Source organism: Pseudomonas sp. UBA3153 (assembly GCF_002364635.1).
Taxonomy (GTDB): domain Bacteria; phylum Pseudomonadota; class Gammaproteobacteria; order Pseudomonadales; family Pseudomonadaceae; genus Pseudomonas_O; species Pseudomonas_O kuykendallii.
This window is the reverse complement of sequence record NZ_DEYR01000055.1, coordinates 1-15,387: the sequence shown is the minus strand read 5'-3', so window position 1 is coordinate 15,387 and position 15,387 is coordinate 1. Positions and strand designations below refer to the sequence as shown.

Below are 15,387 nucleotides of genomic sequence, written 5' to 3'. Positions count from 1 at the left end.
GCTCAGAGCCCTTCCAGGCAGCCGGCCAGGTTGTTCGCCAGGTCGTCCAGCAGCCGCTCGTAGCCGTTCGCGTCGGCATTCAGCGTGGCGCCCAGCGCGTCGAGTTCGGCCATTTTCACCGGCAGCCCTTCGGCCAGGGTTTCGGTGAGCTTCGGCCGCCACGGCGGCTCGCTGAACACGCAGGCGGGGCCGGCCTGCTGCAGCTTCTCGCGCATCTCGGCGACGTGTCGCGCGCCCGGCTGCACCTCGGTCGCGGCGCTGAACACGCCGCTGTGCTGCAGGCCGTAGGCTGCCTCGAAGTAGTCGAATCCCTCATGGAACACGAAGTAGGGCTTGCCGGCGACGCCGGCGACGCGCTGGCGCAGGCGCTGGTCGAGCGCACCCAGGCGGCGCTCGAAGGCCTGCAGGTTGGCCTGGTAGCGCGCCGCGTTGTCCGGATCGGCCGCGCTCAGGTCGGCGGCCATGCGCGCGGCGATCACCCGCGCGTTGTCCGGCAGCAGCCAGAGGTGCGCGTCCAGCGTGCCGGGGCGATGTTCATGGTCGTGCTCGCCGTCATCGTCATGCGCCTCGCCTTCGCCGAAATGGCGCAGGTGCAGGCCGGGAAGCGTCTGCACCGTCACCGTGGGCGCGCTGCGGCCCTGCAATACGCGGGGGATGAAAGTCTCCAGATCCGGGCCGATCCAGTAGAACAGCTCGACCTCGCGCAGCTTGCGAACGTCCGACGGGCGCAGCGCATAGTGGTGCGGCGAGGCGCCGGGCGGCAGCAGCACGTCGGGCGTTCCGACGCCGTCCTGCACGGCGGCGGCGATCAGTTGCAGGGGTTTGATGCTGGTCAGCAGGCGCACGTCGGCGTGCGCGTAACCGGCCAGAAGCAGCAGCGGGAGCAGAAGAAAACGAAACACGGAAGGACACCTGAGCTTTCTAAAGTTATAGAATAACGTCTCTCCAGCCGAACGTCGCCGCCCATGAAAACGCCCCTGGCCTGCCTGCCCCACGATCACAGTCACTGCGTGCATACCGCACTGGCCGACGCCGAAGCGCTGTGCGAGCGCCAAGGTGCGCGGCTCACCGCCCTGCGCAAGCGGGTGCTGGAGCTGGTCTGGCAGAGCCACAAGCCGCTCGGCGCCTACGACATCCTCGGCGTACTGAGCGAGACCGACGGTCGCCGCGCGGCGCCGCCGACGGTCTACCGGGCGCTGGATTTCCTCCTGGAAAACGGCCTGGTGCACCGCATCGCCTCGCTCAACGCCTTCGTGGGCTGCAACCATCCCGGCGACGTGCACCAGGGCCAGTTCCTCATCTGCCGCCGTTGCCATACCGCCATCGAGCTGCAGCAACCGGCGATCGGCGCGACGATTTCCGCCGCCGCCGAGGGCGTCGGGTTCAGCGCCGAGGGGCAGACCGTCGAGGTGGTGGGGCTCTGCGCCAGCTGCCGGGAGGCGGCATGAGCGATGAACTGATCCGTCTGAGCGGCGTGGGCGTCGAGTTCAACGCCAAGGCGGTGCTGCAGGACGTGCAGCTGACCGTGAAGCCAGGCGAGATCGTCACCCTGATCGGCCCCAACGGCGCCGGCAAGACCACCCTGGTACGGATCGCCCTGGGCCTGCTCAAACCCGCGCGGGGTGAGGTCTGGCGCCTGCCGAAGCTGCGCATCGGCTACATGCCGCAGAAGCTGCAGATCGAGGCAACGCTGCCGCTCAGCGTGCTGCGCTTCCTGCGCCTGGTGCCGGGGGTGACGCGTTACTCGGCGCTGGCGGCGCTGGCCGAGGTCGGCGCCGAGCAGGTCATCGACAGCCCGCTGCGGAGCATCTCCGGCGGCGAGCTGCAACGCGTGCTGCTGGCGCGCGCGCTGCTGCGCAAGCCGCAGCTGCTGGTGCTCGACGAGCCGGTGCAGGGCGTCGACGTTGCCGGCCAGGCCGAGCTGTACCGGCTGATCACCCGCCTGCGCGACCGCTACGGCTGCGGCGTGCTGATGGTCTCTCACGACCTGCACCTGGTGATGAGCACCACCGACCAGGTGGTCTGCCTCAATCATCACGTGTGCTGCTCTGGCCATCCCGAGCAGGTCAGTGGCGACCCGGCGTTCATCGAGCTGTTCGGCCAGGACGCCAAGAGCCTGGCGATCTATCACCACCGCCACGATCACGACCACGCCCTGCATGGCGGCGTGGTCAAGGCGCACGTACACGGACCGGACTGCAACCACGACCATGCCTGACTTCCTGCTCAACGCCCTGCTCTCCGGCCTTGCCCTGGCGCTGGTCGCCGGCCCGCTGGGCTCCTTCGTGGTCTGGCGGCGCATGGCCTATTTCGGCGACACCCTGTCCCACGCCGCGCTGCTTGGCGTCGCCCTGGGCTTTCTCCTCGACGTCAGCCCGACGCTGGCGGTGACCGTCGGCTGCGTGCTGCTCGCCGTGCTGTTGGTGACGCTGCAACAGCGACAGCCGCTGGCTTCGGACACCCTGCTCGGCATCCTCGCCCACAGCACCCTGTCACTCGGCCTGGTGGTGCTGAGTTTCATGCACGACGTGCGCATCGACCTGATGGGCTACCTGTTCGGCGATCTGCTGGCGGTCGGCCCGGCGGACCTGGCGTGGATTCTCGGCGGGAGCGCGCTGGTCCTGGCGGTGCTGGTGCCGCTGTGGCGACCGCTGCTGGCGATCACCGTGCACGAGGAGCTGGCCAAGGTCGAAGGCCTGCCGGTGGCGGCGATCCGCCTGGCGCTGATGCTGCTGATCGCCATCGTCATCGCGGTGGCAATGAAGATCGTCGGCGTGCTGCTGATCACCTCGCTGCTGATCATTCCCGCTGCCGCCGCGCAACGCCACGCGCGCACCCCGGAGCAGATGGCCGGTGGCGCCAGCGCGCTGGGGCTGGTCGCGGTGTGCGCCGGGCTCGGCCTGTCCTGGTTCAAGGACACCCCGGCCGGGCCGTCCATCGTGGTCAGCGCCGCGCTGCTGTTCCTGCTCAGCTTCGCCTGGCCGAAGCGCGCCTGACGAACGTCCCGGTGCGCATGGCGCACCCTACGAAGCCGGGTTGTACCGCGGCCGTAGGGTGCGCCGCGCGCACCGTGGGGGCTCAGATCCAGCCGAGCCAGTGCCACCAGGTGGCGGCGAACAGCAGCATGCTGAGGTAGCCGAGCACCGTCACCAGCAGGCCGACCTTGGCGAACTGGCGCGCGTTGAAGGTCTCGGTGCCCAGGCAGACCATGTTCTGCGGCGCGTTGATCGGCAGGATGAAGCCGTAGCTGACGACGAAACCGAGCAGCATGCTCAGCCCCAGCCGGTTGAATTCGCCGGGCAGGTTGAGCAGCACCGCGATGAGGATCGGCAGCAGCGCCGCGGTCAGCGCGGTGGCGCTGGCGAAGCCCAGGTGGACGACGATCAGGAAGGCCCCGAGCACCGCGAAGATGGCCAGCGGGCCGAGTCCGTCGAGGCCGGTGTAGGCGACCACCTGCACCGCCAGCCACTGCCCGGCCTGGGTGGTCAGCAGCACGCTGCCGAGGCTGATGCCGACGCCGAAGACGATCACCGTGCCCCAGGGAATCCGCGCCTGCACGTCCTTCCAGGTCATCACCCCGAAGCGCGGCAGCATCAGCAGCACCAGCCCGGCGTAGGTCGTGGTAGTGGTGTCGAAGGGATGCAGCTTGCCCTCGGTCGCCCAGCACAGCAGCAACAGCACCGAGACCATCAGCAGGCGCTTCTGCGCGCCGGTCATCGGGCCCAGCTCGCGCAGCTCGCGGGCGACCGCCTCCTTGCCGCCGGCCACCGAATCGGTTTCCGGCGGCATCAGCTTGATGACGATGAACAGCAGCACGACGGACATCAGCATCGCCCAGGGCGCGCCGGCGACCAGCCATTCGATCCAGCTCACCCGCGCCCCGAGCAGCTTGTCCATGAAGCCGACCAGCAGCAGGTTCTGCGCAGCGGCGGTCTGGATGCCGATGTTCCAGATGCTGGTGCCCTGGGCGACGATGATCATCATCCCGGCGGCGAAGTTGGAGCGCTTGTCGACGCCGAACGCGGCGATGATGCCCATCATGATCGGCACCACGCAGGCGCTGCGCGCGGTGGCGCTCGGCACCACCAGGCTGAGCAGGATGGTCACCAGGATGGTTCCGGCGAGGATGTGCCGGGTGCTGGTGCCGACCTTCGACAGGGTGACCAGGGCGATGCGGCGGTCGAGCCCGGTGTGGGTCATCGCGGCGGCGATGAACAGCGCACCGGCGACCAGCGCCAGCGCCGGATTGGAGAAGCCGGCCAGGGCCATGCCGATCGCCGCCGTGCTGCCGTAGACCACCCCGGGGTTGGCCAGGGTCGGCGCGGTGCCGACCAGCACCGCCAGCAGCGCGGTGATCATGATCGCGCTGGCCTCGTAGGACACCGCCTCGGTGATCCACACGATCACTGCGAAGACCAGGATCGCCAGCACCCGGTGGCCCGCTACGGGCAGGTCGGCGGAGAGCGGCAGCAGCAGCACCACGACCATCGCCAGGATGCCGGCCAGCAGACCGACGGGAAGGGGAAAACGCGAGCGTGTTTCGGGTGTCGCGGCCGGGACGTTCATGGCTGTGCTCCGCCGGTGGATGTGCCACGAGTATGCGAAATTGTCGCACCCAGGTTACTGACCTGCGTCTAGCATGGGCCTTGGCGCCCGATTGCGACGATCGGGGGAATGCCTCGGCGTCCGCCGTGGTCAGATGCCCACACCCGTTGAAACGCTCCGATGGAGGACCCTACCCCGTGAGCAGCATTCCCGATATCACCCTGAACGACGGTACGCAGATTCCCCAGTTCGGCCTCGGCACCTGGCAGATCCCCGACAGCGAGGCCGCCGACGCCGTGCGCCATGCACTGGAGCTGGGCTACCGCCACATCGACACCGCGGCGATCTACAAGAACGAGCGCGGCGTCGGCGCCGGCATCGCCGCTGCCGGGCTGCCGCGCGAGCAGCTCTACGTGACCACCAAGCTGTGGAACCAGGACCAGGGCTACGACTCGGCGCTGCGCGCCTGCGAGGAGAGCCTGAAGCGCCTCGGCCTGGATCACGTCAACCTCTACCTGATCCACTGGCCGTGCCCGGACCAGGGCAAGTTCCTCGACGCCTGGAAAGCCATGATTCGCCTGCGCGAGGAAGGCCTGGTGACCTCCATCGGCGTCTCCAACTTCCGCCCGGACGACGCCGAGGTGCTGATCATGGAGACTGGCGTGGTGCCGGCGGTGAACCAGATCGAGGTGCACCCGTTCTTCCAGCAGAAGGAAATGCGCGACTTCAACCGCTACAAGGGCATCGCCACCCAGGCCTGGAGCCCGTTGGCGCGTGGCGGTGACCTGCTGCCGCACCCGACGATCCAGGCGCTGGCGCAGAAGCACGGCAAGACGCCGGCCCAGGTGGTGCTGCGCTGGCACATCGAGCTGGGCTCGATCGTGTTCCCGAAATCGGTGCACCCCGAACGCATCCGCGAGAACCTCGATGTGTTCGACTTCCGCCTCGATGCAGACGACCTGCTGCGCATCGCTGAACTGGAAGAAGGACGCCGCACCGGGCCCGACCCGTCCACCTTCAGCTGAGCCTTCGAAGCACATGAAAAAGCCCGGCATTTGCCGGGCTTCCGGTTTATATCGGCAGATCGACGGTGCGCACGGCGCACCCTACGGAGAGCCTCGCGCCCATCGCATCACCGTAGGGTGCGCCGCGCGCACCAGGCAGCGCGGCCTCACTCACGGATCAGGCCGGAACGCTCTTCGCCTTCGGCTCGCGCGCCCACACGCGGTGCTTGGCGATGGCGGCGATGAAGTCCTTCTGCACCGCGCCCGCATCGGCACCGGTGAGCAGGCCTTCGTCCTCCTCGAGGTTGACCACCTTGAGCAGGTCCTTCGCTTCGCCGGCCAGGGCGATCGCCTTGAGGTGCTTGTAGGCCTCCATCAGGTAGTGCTTGGCGACGCCATCGGCCGACAACGCCTCGACGCTCTTCGCGCCGCCCGGTACGAACACCGCATCCAGCGCCACCGACGGCATGCCTTCGGCGGAACCGTCCACCGGCAGCACGGAGCCGTCCGCCGCAGTGACCGGCGCCGCGTTTGGGCCGAGCACCTTGACGTGCGCGCCCTCGGCCAGCAAGGCGCTCTTGATCGCCTTGACGTCGTCGCCATTCACGCCATCGGCCACAAGCACGGCGATCTTGGTGCCCTTGATGTTGCCGGACAGCAGGTTGAGCTGGCTGAGCGCCGGGGATTTCTCCAGCGACAGCTTCTTCGGCTTCACCGTGGGCGCGCTGGGCGGCTCGACGCCGATGTTCTTCGCCACCTTCTGCGCCAGGCCCAGGTCGATGTTGGCGAGGATCTCGTTGACCTGGCGTTCGCGGATCCATTGCCGCTCGACCTTGCCCAGCTCGAAGCTGTACGCCGCGATGACGTGCTCCTGCTCGGGTGCCGAGAGGCTGTTGAAGAACAGCGTGGCCTGGGAGAAGTGGTCGCCGAACGACTCGCTGCGCTCGCGCACCTTGTGTGCGTCGACGCGCTCGTAGTAGCTCTCGAAGCCACCGTCCACCGGGCCGGCAGGGGTTTCCTTCGGCCAGCCGCCGTCGATGGAATTCGGCTCGTAGGACGCGCGGCCCTTGTCGATGGTGGTGCGGTGCTGGGCATCGCGCTGACCGTTGTGATTCGGCGCCAGCGGACGGTTGATCGGGATTTCATGGAAGTTCGGCCCGCCGAGGCGGCTGATCTGCGTGTCGGTGTAGGAGAACAGCCGGCCCTGCAGTAGCGGGTCGTTGGAGAAATCGATGCCCGGCACGACGTGGGAAGGGCAGAAGGCGACCTGCTCGGTCTCGGCGAAGAAATTGTCCGGGTTGCGGTTGAGCACCATCTTGCCCAGCAGCGTCACCGGCACCAGTTCCTCGGGGATGATCTTGGTCGGGTCCAGCAGGTCGAAGTCGAACTTGTGCTCGTCCTCTTCCTCGACGATCTGCACGCCCAGCTCCCACTCCGGGTAGTCACCCGACTCGATGGCTTCCCAGAGGTCGCGGCGATGCGCGTCGGTGTCCTTGCCCGCCAGCTTTTGCGCCTCGTCCCAGAGCAGCGAACGCACACCCTGGGCCGGCTTCCAGTGGAACTTGACGAAGCGCGACTTGCCGGCAACGTCGATCATCCGGAACGTGTGGATACCGAAGCCCTGCATGCTGCGCAGGTTCACCGGAATGGCGCGGTCGGTCATGGTCCAGAGCACCATGTGCGCGGACTCGGGCACCAGCGAGACGAAGTCCCAGAAGGTGTCATGGGCGCTGCCACCGGTGGGAATCTCGTTGTGCGGCTCGGGCTTCACCGCGTGGACGAAGTCGGGAAACTTGATAGCGTCCTGGATGAAGAACACCGGCATGTTGTTGCCGACCAGGTCGAAGTTGCCCTCGTCGGTGTAGAACTTCACGGCGAAACCGCGCACGTCGCGCACCGTGTCGCCGGAGCCACGCGGGCCCTGCACGGTGGAAAATCGCACGAACACCGGGGTTTTCTTCGCCGGGTCCTGCAGGAAACCGGCCTTCGACAGCTTCTTGCCCTGGGCTTCGTACACCTGGAAATAGCCGTGGGCGGCGGTGCCGCGGGCGTGCACGATGCGCTCTGGGATGCGCTCGTGGTCGAAGTGCGTGATCTTCTCACGCATGATGAAGTCTTCCAGCAGCGACGGCCCGCGCGCGCCGGCCTTCAGCGTGTTCTGGTTGTCCGCGATCTTTACGCCCTGATTGGTGCGCAGGGCGGCACCGGTAGCGTCGGAGCGGAAGTCTTCCAGCTGCTCCAGCTTGGCGTTGCTGTTGGCGCGGTCGAGGGTATCGGTGCCGGCGACTTCGCTGGCATTCGCGGCAGGCTTTTTGGTGGCCATCGGCGGTTTATCTCCTTATCGGGTCGGTTCGGGTTGCCGCCGGTCTGCAAGTGCCGGCTCAAGGGCTTCCCGTTAGTGACCGGAACCGTGGCGCGCCCGTTCCCTCCAACCGACCAGCAGCCACTGCGGCTCCCACAGCCCGCCGGCTTATGCCTTTGCATGCGCTACGCTCGACAAGAAATGCTAAGCGGGCCTAAGCAAACCCGCTAAAATGCGCGCCCCCTGGCCACCCCAGGCCGATCAGGCCCACGCCCAAAAGGTTCGTTTCCCGTGATCGAGTTTCACCAGGTCCACAAGACATACCGCGTCGCCGGCAAGCGCGCAGGCCGTGAAATCCCGGCCCTGCAGCCCACCGACCTGCGCATCGAGAGCGGCCAGATCTTCGGTCTGATCGGGCACTCCGGCGCCGGCAAGAGCACCCTGCTGCGCCTGATCAACCGCCTCGAAGAGCCCAGCGGCGGACGCATCCAGGTCGACGGCGAAGACGTCACCGCGCTGGACGCCGACGGCCTGCGGCAATTCCGCCAGCGCGTCGGGATGATCTTCCAGCACTTCAACCTGCTCGCCTCGAAAACCGTCGCCGACAATGTCGCGCTGCCGCTGAAACTGGCCGGCGTGCGTTCGCGTGCAGAGATCGATGCCCGCGTCGCCGAACTGCTGGCCCGCGTCGGCCTCGGCGATCACGCGAAGAAATACCCGGCGCAGCTTTCCGGCGGGCAGAAACAGCGCGTCGGCATCGCCCGCGCGCTGGCCACCGGGCCGACCATCCTGCTCTGCGACGAGGCCACCAGCGCACTCGACCCGCAGACCACCGCCTCGGTGCTGCAACTGCTGGCCCAGATCAACCGCGAGTTGCGCCTGACCATCGTCCTGATCACCCACGAAATGGACGTCATCCGTCGCGTCTGCGACCGCGTCGCGGTGATGGACGCCGGCGCGATCGTCGAACAGGGCGCGGTGGCGGACGTCTTCCTCCACCCGCAGCACCCGACCACCCGGCGTTTCGTGCTGGAGGCCGAGCAGGTCGACGAGGACGAACGCCGCGACGATTTCGCCCAGGTGCCGGGACGCATCCTGCGCCTGACCTTCCACGGCGAGTCGACCTACGCGCCGCTGCTGGGCAAGGTCGCGCGCGAGACCGGCGTGGACTACAGCATCCTCGCCGGCCGCATCGACCGCATTCGCGAGACACCCTACGGCCAGCTCACCCTGTCGCTGGTCGGCGGCGACATCGACGCCGCGCTGGCGCGGTTCCGCGCCGCCGATGTGCACCTGGAGGTATTGCGCTGATGGAGACTCTCGCCGCGCTGTTCGTCAACGTGGATTGGTACGAGATCTGGCAGGCGACCCTCGACACCCTGCTGATGCTCGGCGGTTCGCTGCTGTTCACCGTGCTGCTGGGCCTGCCGCTGGGCGTGCTGCTGTTCCTCAGCGGCCCGCGCCAGCTGTTCGACAACCGCCCGCTCTACGCGCTGCTGTCGCTGGTGGTCAACGTGCTGCGCTCGCTGCCGTTCATCATCCTGCTGATCGTGATGATTCCCTTCACCGTGCTGCTCACCGGCACCTCGCTGGGCGTCGCCGGGGCGATTCCGCCGCTGGTGGTGGGCGCCACGCCGTTCTTCGCGCGCCTGGTGGAAACCGCGCTGCGCGAGGTGGACCGCGGGATCATCGAGGCGACCCAGGCGATGGGCGCGACGACCCGCCAGATCATCCTCGACGCGCTGCTGCCGGAGGCGCGGCCGGGCATCTTCGCGGCGATCACCGTCACCGCGATCACCCTGGTGTCCTACACCGCGATGGCCGGCGTGGTCGGCGCCGGTGGCCTCGGCGACCTGGCGATCCGCTTCGGCTACCAGCGCTTCCAGACCGACGTGATGGTGGTCACCGTGATTCTCCTGCTGGTGCTGGTGCAGGTGCTGCAAAGCATCGGCGACCGCCTGGTGGTGCATTTCTCGCGCAAGTGACGCAACGCCCCGAATAACCGAAAAGCGGCGACCCGCCTGATGCGGGACCCGCAGAACTCTCCCACAAGGAACCTTACGATGAAAAAACTGCTCACTGCCCTCGCCGTCTTCGCGGCCTTCTCCGCCCAGGCCGCGGACAAGATCACCGTCGCGGCGACCGCCGTACCGCACGCGGAAATCCTCGAATTCGTCAAACCGGCGCTGGCCAAGGAAGGCGTCGAGCTGAACGTCAAGGTCTTCACCGACTACGTGCAGCCGAACGTGCAGGTCGCCGAGAAGCGCCTGGACGCCAACTTCTTCCAGCACCAGCCGTACCTGGATGAGTTCAACAAGGGCAAGGGCACCGACCTGGTCAGCGTCGCCGGCGTGCACGTCGAACCCTTCGGCGCCTACTCCAGTAAGATCAAGAACATCGACGCGCTGCCCGAAGGCGCCAACGTGGTCATTCCCAACGATGCCACCAACGGCGGCCGCGCGCTCCTGCTGCTGGCCAAGGCCGGCGTGATCACCCTGAAAGACGGCAGCGGCATCCTCGCCACGCCGAAGGACATCGCGAGCAACCCCAAGCACATCAAGGTGCGCGAGCTGGAAGCCGCGACCCTGCCGCGCGTGCTCAACCAGGTCGACCTCGCACTGATCAACACCAACTACGCGCTGGAAGCCGGCCTCAACCCGACCAAGGACGCGCTGATCATCGAAGGCAGCGACTCGCCCTACGTGAACATCCTCGTCGCCCGCCAGGACAACAAGGACAGCCCGGCCATCCAGAAACTGGCCAAGGCGCTGAACAGCCCCGAGGTGAAGCAATTCATCCAGAACAAGTACAACGGCGCCGTGGTGCCGGCGTTCTGATCACGGTCGCAGAAAACGCTTGCCCGATGCAGAAAGCCGCTCGCTCAAACTAGGGCGCACTCCGCTCCCCTCTCCCATTCATGGGAGAGGGGCCGGGGGAGAGGGATCGCAACGCGGCGAACCCTGGTGAACGAAAAAGCCCGCTCGATGCGGGCTTTTTCATGCGCGACGTTCCGGCCTGGACCATATCCAGATGACGCCGCAGAGCATGCCCAGGCCGATGCACAGCAGCGACGGCCAATGCCGGAGCGTGGTCGTCAGTACGGCGAAGGCCAGCGCCATGCTCAGGCTGGCCAACCATTTGCGCCGCCGCGCGATCACCCCGCCGTTGCGCCAGTCGCGCAGCGTCGGGCCGAGCAGGCGGTGATTCTCCAGCCACCGGCTCAACCGTGGCGAGCTGCGCGAGGCAGCCCAAGCGGCGAGCAGGACGAATTCGGTGGTCGGCAGGCCCGGCAGGAACACGCCGAGCAGCGCCAGGCCCAGGGAAGCGTGCGCCAGCGCCAGCCAGAGCCAGCGCAGACGACCGGGCACAACCAGCGCCGCTTCAGGCAAAGCAGCGTTCCAGATGCACGACGAAGCGTTCGAAGGCCTCGATCGCCGCGGCTTCCGCCTCGCGCTCCTGCTCGGCATCCAGCTCGATGCCATCGAGCACCTTTACGAAGCGCTTCCAGCCCTGCGCCCGACCGCCGGCCGGCTCGGCCAGGTGACGCGCGCCGAAGGTTTCATCGAGCTGCAGCGCGGCGGCCTTCTTGAACAGGAACTCGGCGCCCAGCTTGGAGCCCTCGGAAACGAAGATCCAGGCCAGCGCAGCGCCGACGCCCAGGGTGCGTCCGCGAATGCTTTCATCGCCCTCGGGCAGCGGCACACCGAAATCGACCAGGTCCAGACGCGCCGCCTCGACCCGGCAACGCGCCGGTAGATCGTCGACCAGCTGCGCCAGGCGCGGGTCGTTGTAGAGGTTCTGCAGGTCGTACTGGAACAGGTACTGGGCGGCGACGAAGCGCGCGAAGTTCTCGCGGCTGGCGAACGGTTCGTGCGACTTGACCAGCGTCTCGAGCCGATCGTGCGGCTGATGGGTGAGCTGGTTGAGGCGCTGCGAACGCAGCGGGTGGGACAGCTGGGAGTGCGATGCGGTCATTGCGGATGTCCTCGTTGAGATCGATGACGGGCAGGTCCGCCCGTTGAGAATAAAGACGAATCAGCAGCGCTGGCTCAGTAAAAAACCTCAGCCATCGACGAAAAACCCCCGCAGCGTCTGCAGATCGCCTTCGTCCAACGTGCCGGCGAGGAAACGCAGCTGCAGCCAGGCGCGCAGGTAGCCGTGGCGCGCTTCGGCGAGATCGCGACGTGCACCGTAGAGCTGCTGCTCGGCATTGAGCACGTCGAGGTTGACCCGTTCGCCGCCGGCCACACTCTTCTGCGTCGCTTCGATCAGTCGCGTGGCGGAGTCCACCGCCAGGTCGTAGGCCCGCACTCTGGCGACGCTGCTGGCGCAGAGGTTGAACTGCCGGCGCAGCTCGTTGAGCACGCCGCTGCGCTGCGCATCCAGCTCGTAGCGGGCCTGCTCGTAGGTCGCCGCGGCCTTGCGTGACGCGGCACTGACGCCTCCGCCGGCGAACAGCGGCAGGCTGATCTGCAGGCCGATGCTGTCGGTGTCGTACTGCTGGTTGTAGCTGCTCTCCGAGTCCGAGCGGGTCTTGCGCGAACTGGCGTACAGACCGAGGGTCGGCAGGTGGCCCGCTCGCTGGCGCTGCACGTCCTGCTCGGCCACTTCCAGCCCGCGCCGCTGGCTGGCCAGCTCGGCGTTGTTGGCCAGTGCCAGGTCGCGCCAGTTGTCGAAGCGCGACGGCTGCAGGGGAAGAACCTGGAAATCGCCTGCCAGCGGCGCCAGGTCCTGCAACACCAGTGGCTCGCCGATGATCGCCTGCAGTTCCTGCAGGGCCACATCGAGGTTGTCGCGCGCCTCGATCTCCTCGACCTCGGCCAGTTCATAGCGCGCGCGGGTTTCCAGCAGATCCGTGCGGGTGCCCTCGCCGGCTTCGAACAGCCGCTGGTTGAGCTGCATCTGCTCGGTCAGCGCGCGCCGCTGCGCCTGAGCAAGGGATATCTGCTCGCCGGAGAACAGGGCCTGGCTGTAGGCCTCGAACAAACGCACGACGAGCGCCTGGCTGTGCCCACGGAAGCGCTCGTCGGCCAGTGTCGCCCTGGCCACGCCCTGGCGGTATTCGATCCAGGCGGCATAGTCGAACAGCGGTTGCTGCAGGGTCAGCGCAGAGGAGTAACTGCGGTAGTCGCGGTCGCTGGTGGTGTCGCCGAATGCCGTCGCCTGGGTCACCTCGGACTGGTTGCGAGCATTGCTGTAGCTGTAGGACAGCTTCGGCAGCAGACCGGCGCGCCCGATGGCGAGGTCCTCGCGGCCGGCGTCGCGCTCCTTCAGCGCAGCCTGGAAAGTCGGGTCGTTGCGCAGCGCCAGAGCGTAGGCATCCAGCACGCCTAGCGCCTGGGCACGCTCGGATGCCAGCAGTAACGCGACGCAGAAGAGCAGCCGACGCCGCATCATTCTTCCGCCAGCGCGACGTGGCTGCGGTCCAGCAGCGGCTTGAACAGATAACTGAGCAACGAGCGCTCGCCCGTGCGAACGAACGCTTCCACCGGCATGCCCGGACGGATTACCTGCCCCTGCAACCGGCGCATGCCGGCCTCATCGACCTGAGCGCGCAACTGGTAGTAGGGCTGCCCGGTTTGCGGATCGAGCAGGCGGTCCGCCGAGACCAGGGTGACCTTGCCATTCACCCGCGGCGTGCGGCTCTGGTTGAAGGCGGAGAACAGCAACTCGACGTCGAGCCCCGCCTGTACCTTGTCCACCAGCTCCACCGGCAGTTGTGCATCGACCAGCAGCGGCGCATCCTGCGGCACGATCTCCATCAGCTGCTGGCCGGGCGAAATCACGCCGCCCTCGGTGAACACCGCGAGACCGACCACCACCCCGTCGCTGGGCGCGCGGACCTGGGTGTGGGCGAGTTCGAGATCGGCGCTGCGCAACCGTCCAGACAGTTCCTCGGCATTCAATCGTGCGTCGGCGAGCTGTTCGCGGACCTGCTGCTGATATTCCTCGCGGCGTTGGCTGCCCCGCAGACGCAGCTCGAGAATCTGCCGCTGGGTTCGACCGATGTTGCCCAGGTCGGTGGAAATCTCGCCGTTGAGCTGAGCATAGAGACGTTCGCTTTCCAGCAGCCGATTACGCGCCACATAACCTTCGCGGGCCAGCTCGCGCAGGCCCTGCAACTGCTCGTGCAGGTTGGCGCGCTGCGCCTCCTTGTGCCCCCTTGCGCTGCGCAGGCCGTCCAGCAGGGCCTGGCTCCCGGCGATATTCTCGTCGAGCCCGGCCAGTTCCATGCGCAAGGCCTCGCGGCGGTTGCCCAGCAATTGACGCTGCAGTTCGAGGACGTCGCCAACGCGCGGGTCGACGTGGCGTTGCAAGCCCTGGGGAAACGCGATCAGCTCGCGGCCATCGCGCTCGGCGAGCAGGCGCGCCTCGCTGGCTCGCGCCTCCACATACTGCGCAAGCAGCGCTTCACGCTGTGCGCTGGCCTGGGTGGAATCCATCTGCAGCAATACCTGCCCGGCCACTACGCGGTCGCCATCACGCACGAGCAGGTGCTCGACCACGCCGCCCGTGGGGTGCTGAACCGCCTGGCGATTACCGGCAACGACGACCGTGCCGCTGACACCGACGCCCTTGTCCAGCGGTGCCAGCGCGGCCCAGAGCAGGAAGCTGCCAAAGCCGAGCAACAACAGCCACCAGCCGAGACGGCTGTAGCGGCGCGCATCGAGGGGCAGTACTTCAGCGAGCGGTGGAGGCGATTGCACAGCGGAGGAAGGCATCGGATTTCCCGTAGCGAAAGAGGATGAAAGCATCAGGACGCCGGCGTGCCGTAGCTCATGCTCAGGCTCGGCGTGGCACGCAACGGCGCCAGCGCCGGCGTGGGAGCAGCCTTGGGTTGCAGGTCCTGGAGCACCCGCGCGGTGGGACCGAAGGCCTGCATCTGGCCGTTGCGCAGGATCAGCAGCTTGTCGCTGCCAGCCAGCAAGGCGGGCTTATGGGTGATCAGCAACAACGTGCGGCCCTCGCGGTTGATCTCGGCGACGGCGGCAAGCAGCGCCTGCTCACCGACGTCATCGAGATGCGCGTTGGGTTCGTCGAGGACGATCAGCGCCGGCAGCCGGTACAGCGCACGGGCAAGCCCGACGCGCTGCTTCTGTCCGCCGGACAGCCCCGCACCGCCCTCACCAAGCAGCGTGTCGTAGCCGTTCGGCAGACGCAGCACCAACTCGTGCACGCCGGCGCGCTGGGCGGCAAGTACCACCTGTTCGGCGTCCACCTCGGCGAAGCGCGCGATGTTCTCGGCGATGCTGCCGGCGAACAGCTGTACGTCCTGCGGCAGGTAGCCGATGTGCGGGCCGAGCGCGGTCCTGTCCCAACTACTCAGCTCGGCGCCGTCCAGGCGCACCTTGCCGGTCTGCGGCACGCCGACGCCGACCAGCAGGCGCGCCAGCGACGACTTGCCCGAGCCGGAGGCGCCGAGCACGCCGAGCATCTCGCCGGGCTCGAGGCTGAAGCCGATATTGGCCAGGCAGGGCGTCCGCGTACCGGGCGCGAAGGCGCCGAGCTGCTCGACCTGCAACGCCCCGCGAGATC

Annotated in this window: 15 protein-coding genes; 7 read left to right on the top strand and 8 right to left on the bottom strand. The window is 67.5% G+C overall.

From position 1 onward, the window contains the following. Window positions 1–2: 2 nt before the first annotated feature. Complete coding sequence (locus B2X67_RS13460) at window positions 3–902, bottom strand: zinc ABC transporter substrate-binding protein (protein ID WP_282341360.1); 900 nt, start codon at window positions 900–902, stop codon at window positions 3–5. 63 nt (window positions 903–965) lie between these two features. Here B2X67_RS13460 and zur point away from each other — a divergent pair, with 63 nt between their 5' ends. Genes zur through znuB form a run of 3 tightly spaced genes read left to right on the top strand, consistent with a single transcriptional unit; the run spans window position 966 to window position 2,996 of the window. Next, window positions 966–1,448 carry a zinc uptake transcriptional repressor Zur gene (gene zur, locus B2X67_RS13455; protein WP_286785806.1) on the top strand — a complete coding sequence of 161 codons (483 nt, stop codon included), beginning with the start codon at window positions 966–968 and terminating at the stop codon, window positions 1,446–1,448. Continuing rightward, window positions 1,445–2,218, top strand: a complete 774-nt coding sequence (gene znuC, locus B2X67_RS13450; RefSeq protein WP_286785805.1) for a zinc ABC transporter ATP-binding protein ZnuC — start codon at window positions 1,445–1,447, stop codon at window positions 2,216–2,218. Before zur ends, znuC begins: the two co-directional genes overlap by 4 nt. Further along, window positions 2,211–2,996, top strand: a complete 786-nt coding sequence (gene znuB, locus B2X67_RS13445) for a zinc ABC transporter permease subunit ZnuB (protein WP_282341366.1) — start codon at window positions 2,211–2,213, stop codon at window positions 2,994–2,996. The genes znuC and znuB overlap by 8 nt, the downstream gene beginning before the upstream one ends. Window positions 2,997–3,078: 82 nt before the next feature. On the opposite strand, the gene B2X67_RS13440 is transcribed toward znuB, so the two are convergent. Beyond that, the gene (locus B2X67_RS13440) at window positions 3,079–4,566 is read right to left on the bottom strand and encodes a DASS family sodium-coupled anion symporter (protein ID WP_286785804.1); all 1,488 of its coding nucleotides are present in this window, start codon (window positions 4,564–4,566) and stop codon (window positions 3,079–3,081) included. Between the two features lie 176 nt (window positions 4,567–4,742). Here B2X67_RS13440 and B2X67_RS13435 point away from each other — a divergent pair, with 176 nt between their 5' ends. Next, window positions 4,743–5,570, top strand: coding sequence for an aldo/keto reductase (locus B2X67_RS13435; RefSeq protein ID WP_286785803.1), 828 nt, complete (start codon window positions 4,743–4,745; stop codon window positions 5,568–5,570). A gap of 157 nt (window positions 5,571–5,727) precedes the next feature. On the opposite strand, the gene katE is transcribed toward B2X67_RS13435, so the two are convergent. After that, window positions 5,728–7,872 (bottom strand): catalase HPII, encoded by a 2,145-nt coding sequence (katE, locus tag B2X67_RS13430; RefSeq protein WP_286785802.1) that lies wholly within the window; start codon window positions 7,870–7,872, stop codon window positions 5,728–5,730. Window positions 7,873–8,142: 270 nt separating this feature from the next. Here katE and B2X67_RS13425 point away from each other — a divergent pair, with 270 nt between their 5' ends. The 3 genes from B2X67_RS13425 (at window position 8,143) to B2X67_RS13415 (ending at window position 10,688) form a co-directional block, all read left to right on the top strand. Further along, entirely contained in the window at window positions 8,143–9,162 is a 1,020-nt protein-coding gene (locus tag B2X67_RS13425; RefSeq protein WP_282341374.1) for a methionine ABC transporter ATP-binding protein, read from the top strand. Continuing rightward, window positions 9,162–9,836 carry a methionine ABC transporter permease gene (locus B2X67_RS13420; protein ID WP_376747812.1) on the top strand — a complete coding sequence of 225 codons (675 nt, stop codon included), beginning with the start codon at window positions 9,162–9,164 and terminating at the stop codon, window positions 9,834–9,836. Before B2X67_RS13425 ends, B2X67_RS13420 begins: the two co-directional genes overlap by 1 nt. Before the next feature lie 78 nt (window positions 9,837–9,914). Beyond that, on the top strand, window positions 9,915–10,688 hold the full coding sequence (locus B2X67_RS13415; RefSeq protein ID WP_286785801.1) for a MetQ/NlpA family ABC transporter substrate-binding protein: 774 nt from the start codon (window positions 9,915–9,917) through the stop codon (window positions 10,686–10,688). A 159-nt stretch (window positions 10,689–10,847) separates the two neighbouring features. Here B2X67_RS13415 and B2X67_RS13410 read toward each other — a convergent pair whose 3' ends face one another. The 5 genes from B2X67_RS13410 to B2X67_RS13390 all read right to left on the bottom strand — a co-directional run. Then, on the bottom strand, window positions 10,848–11,225 hold the full coding sequence (locus tag B2X67_RS13410; RefSeq protein ID WP_414704008.1) for a YbaN family protein: 378 nt from the start codon (window positions 11,223–11,225) through the stop codon (window positions 10,848–10,850). Between the two features lie 7 nt (window positions 11,226–11,232). After that, on the bottom strand, window positions 11,233–11,826 hold the full coding sequence (locus B2X67_RS13405; RefSeq protein WP_286785799.1) for a biliverdin-producing heme oxygenase: 594 nt from the start codon (window positions 11,824–11,826) through the stop codon (window positions 11,233–11,235). A gap of 87 nt (window positions 11,827–11,913) precedes the next feature. After that, complete coding sequence (locus B2X67_RS13400) at window positions 11,914–13,248, bottom strand: TolC family outer membrane protein (RefSeq protein WP_286785798.1); 1,335 nt, start codon at window positions 13,246–13,248, stop codon at window positions 11,914–11,916. Then, window positions 13,245–14,573, bottom strand: coding sequence for an HlyD family type I secretion periplasmic adaptor subunit (locus tag B2X67_RS13395; RefSeq protein ID WP_286785797.1), 1,329 nt, complete (start codon window positions 14,571–14,573; stop codon window positions 13,245–13,247). Before B2X67_RS13395 ends, B2X67_RS13400 begins: the two co-directional genes overlap by 4 nt. A gap of 32 nt (window positions 14,574–14,605) precedes the next feature. Beyond that, a partial coding sequence (locus tag B2X67_RS13390; RefSeq protein ID WP_286785796.1) for an ATP-binding cassette domain-containing protein occupies window positions 14,606–15,387 on the bottom strand: 782 nt, incomplete at its 5' end.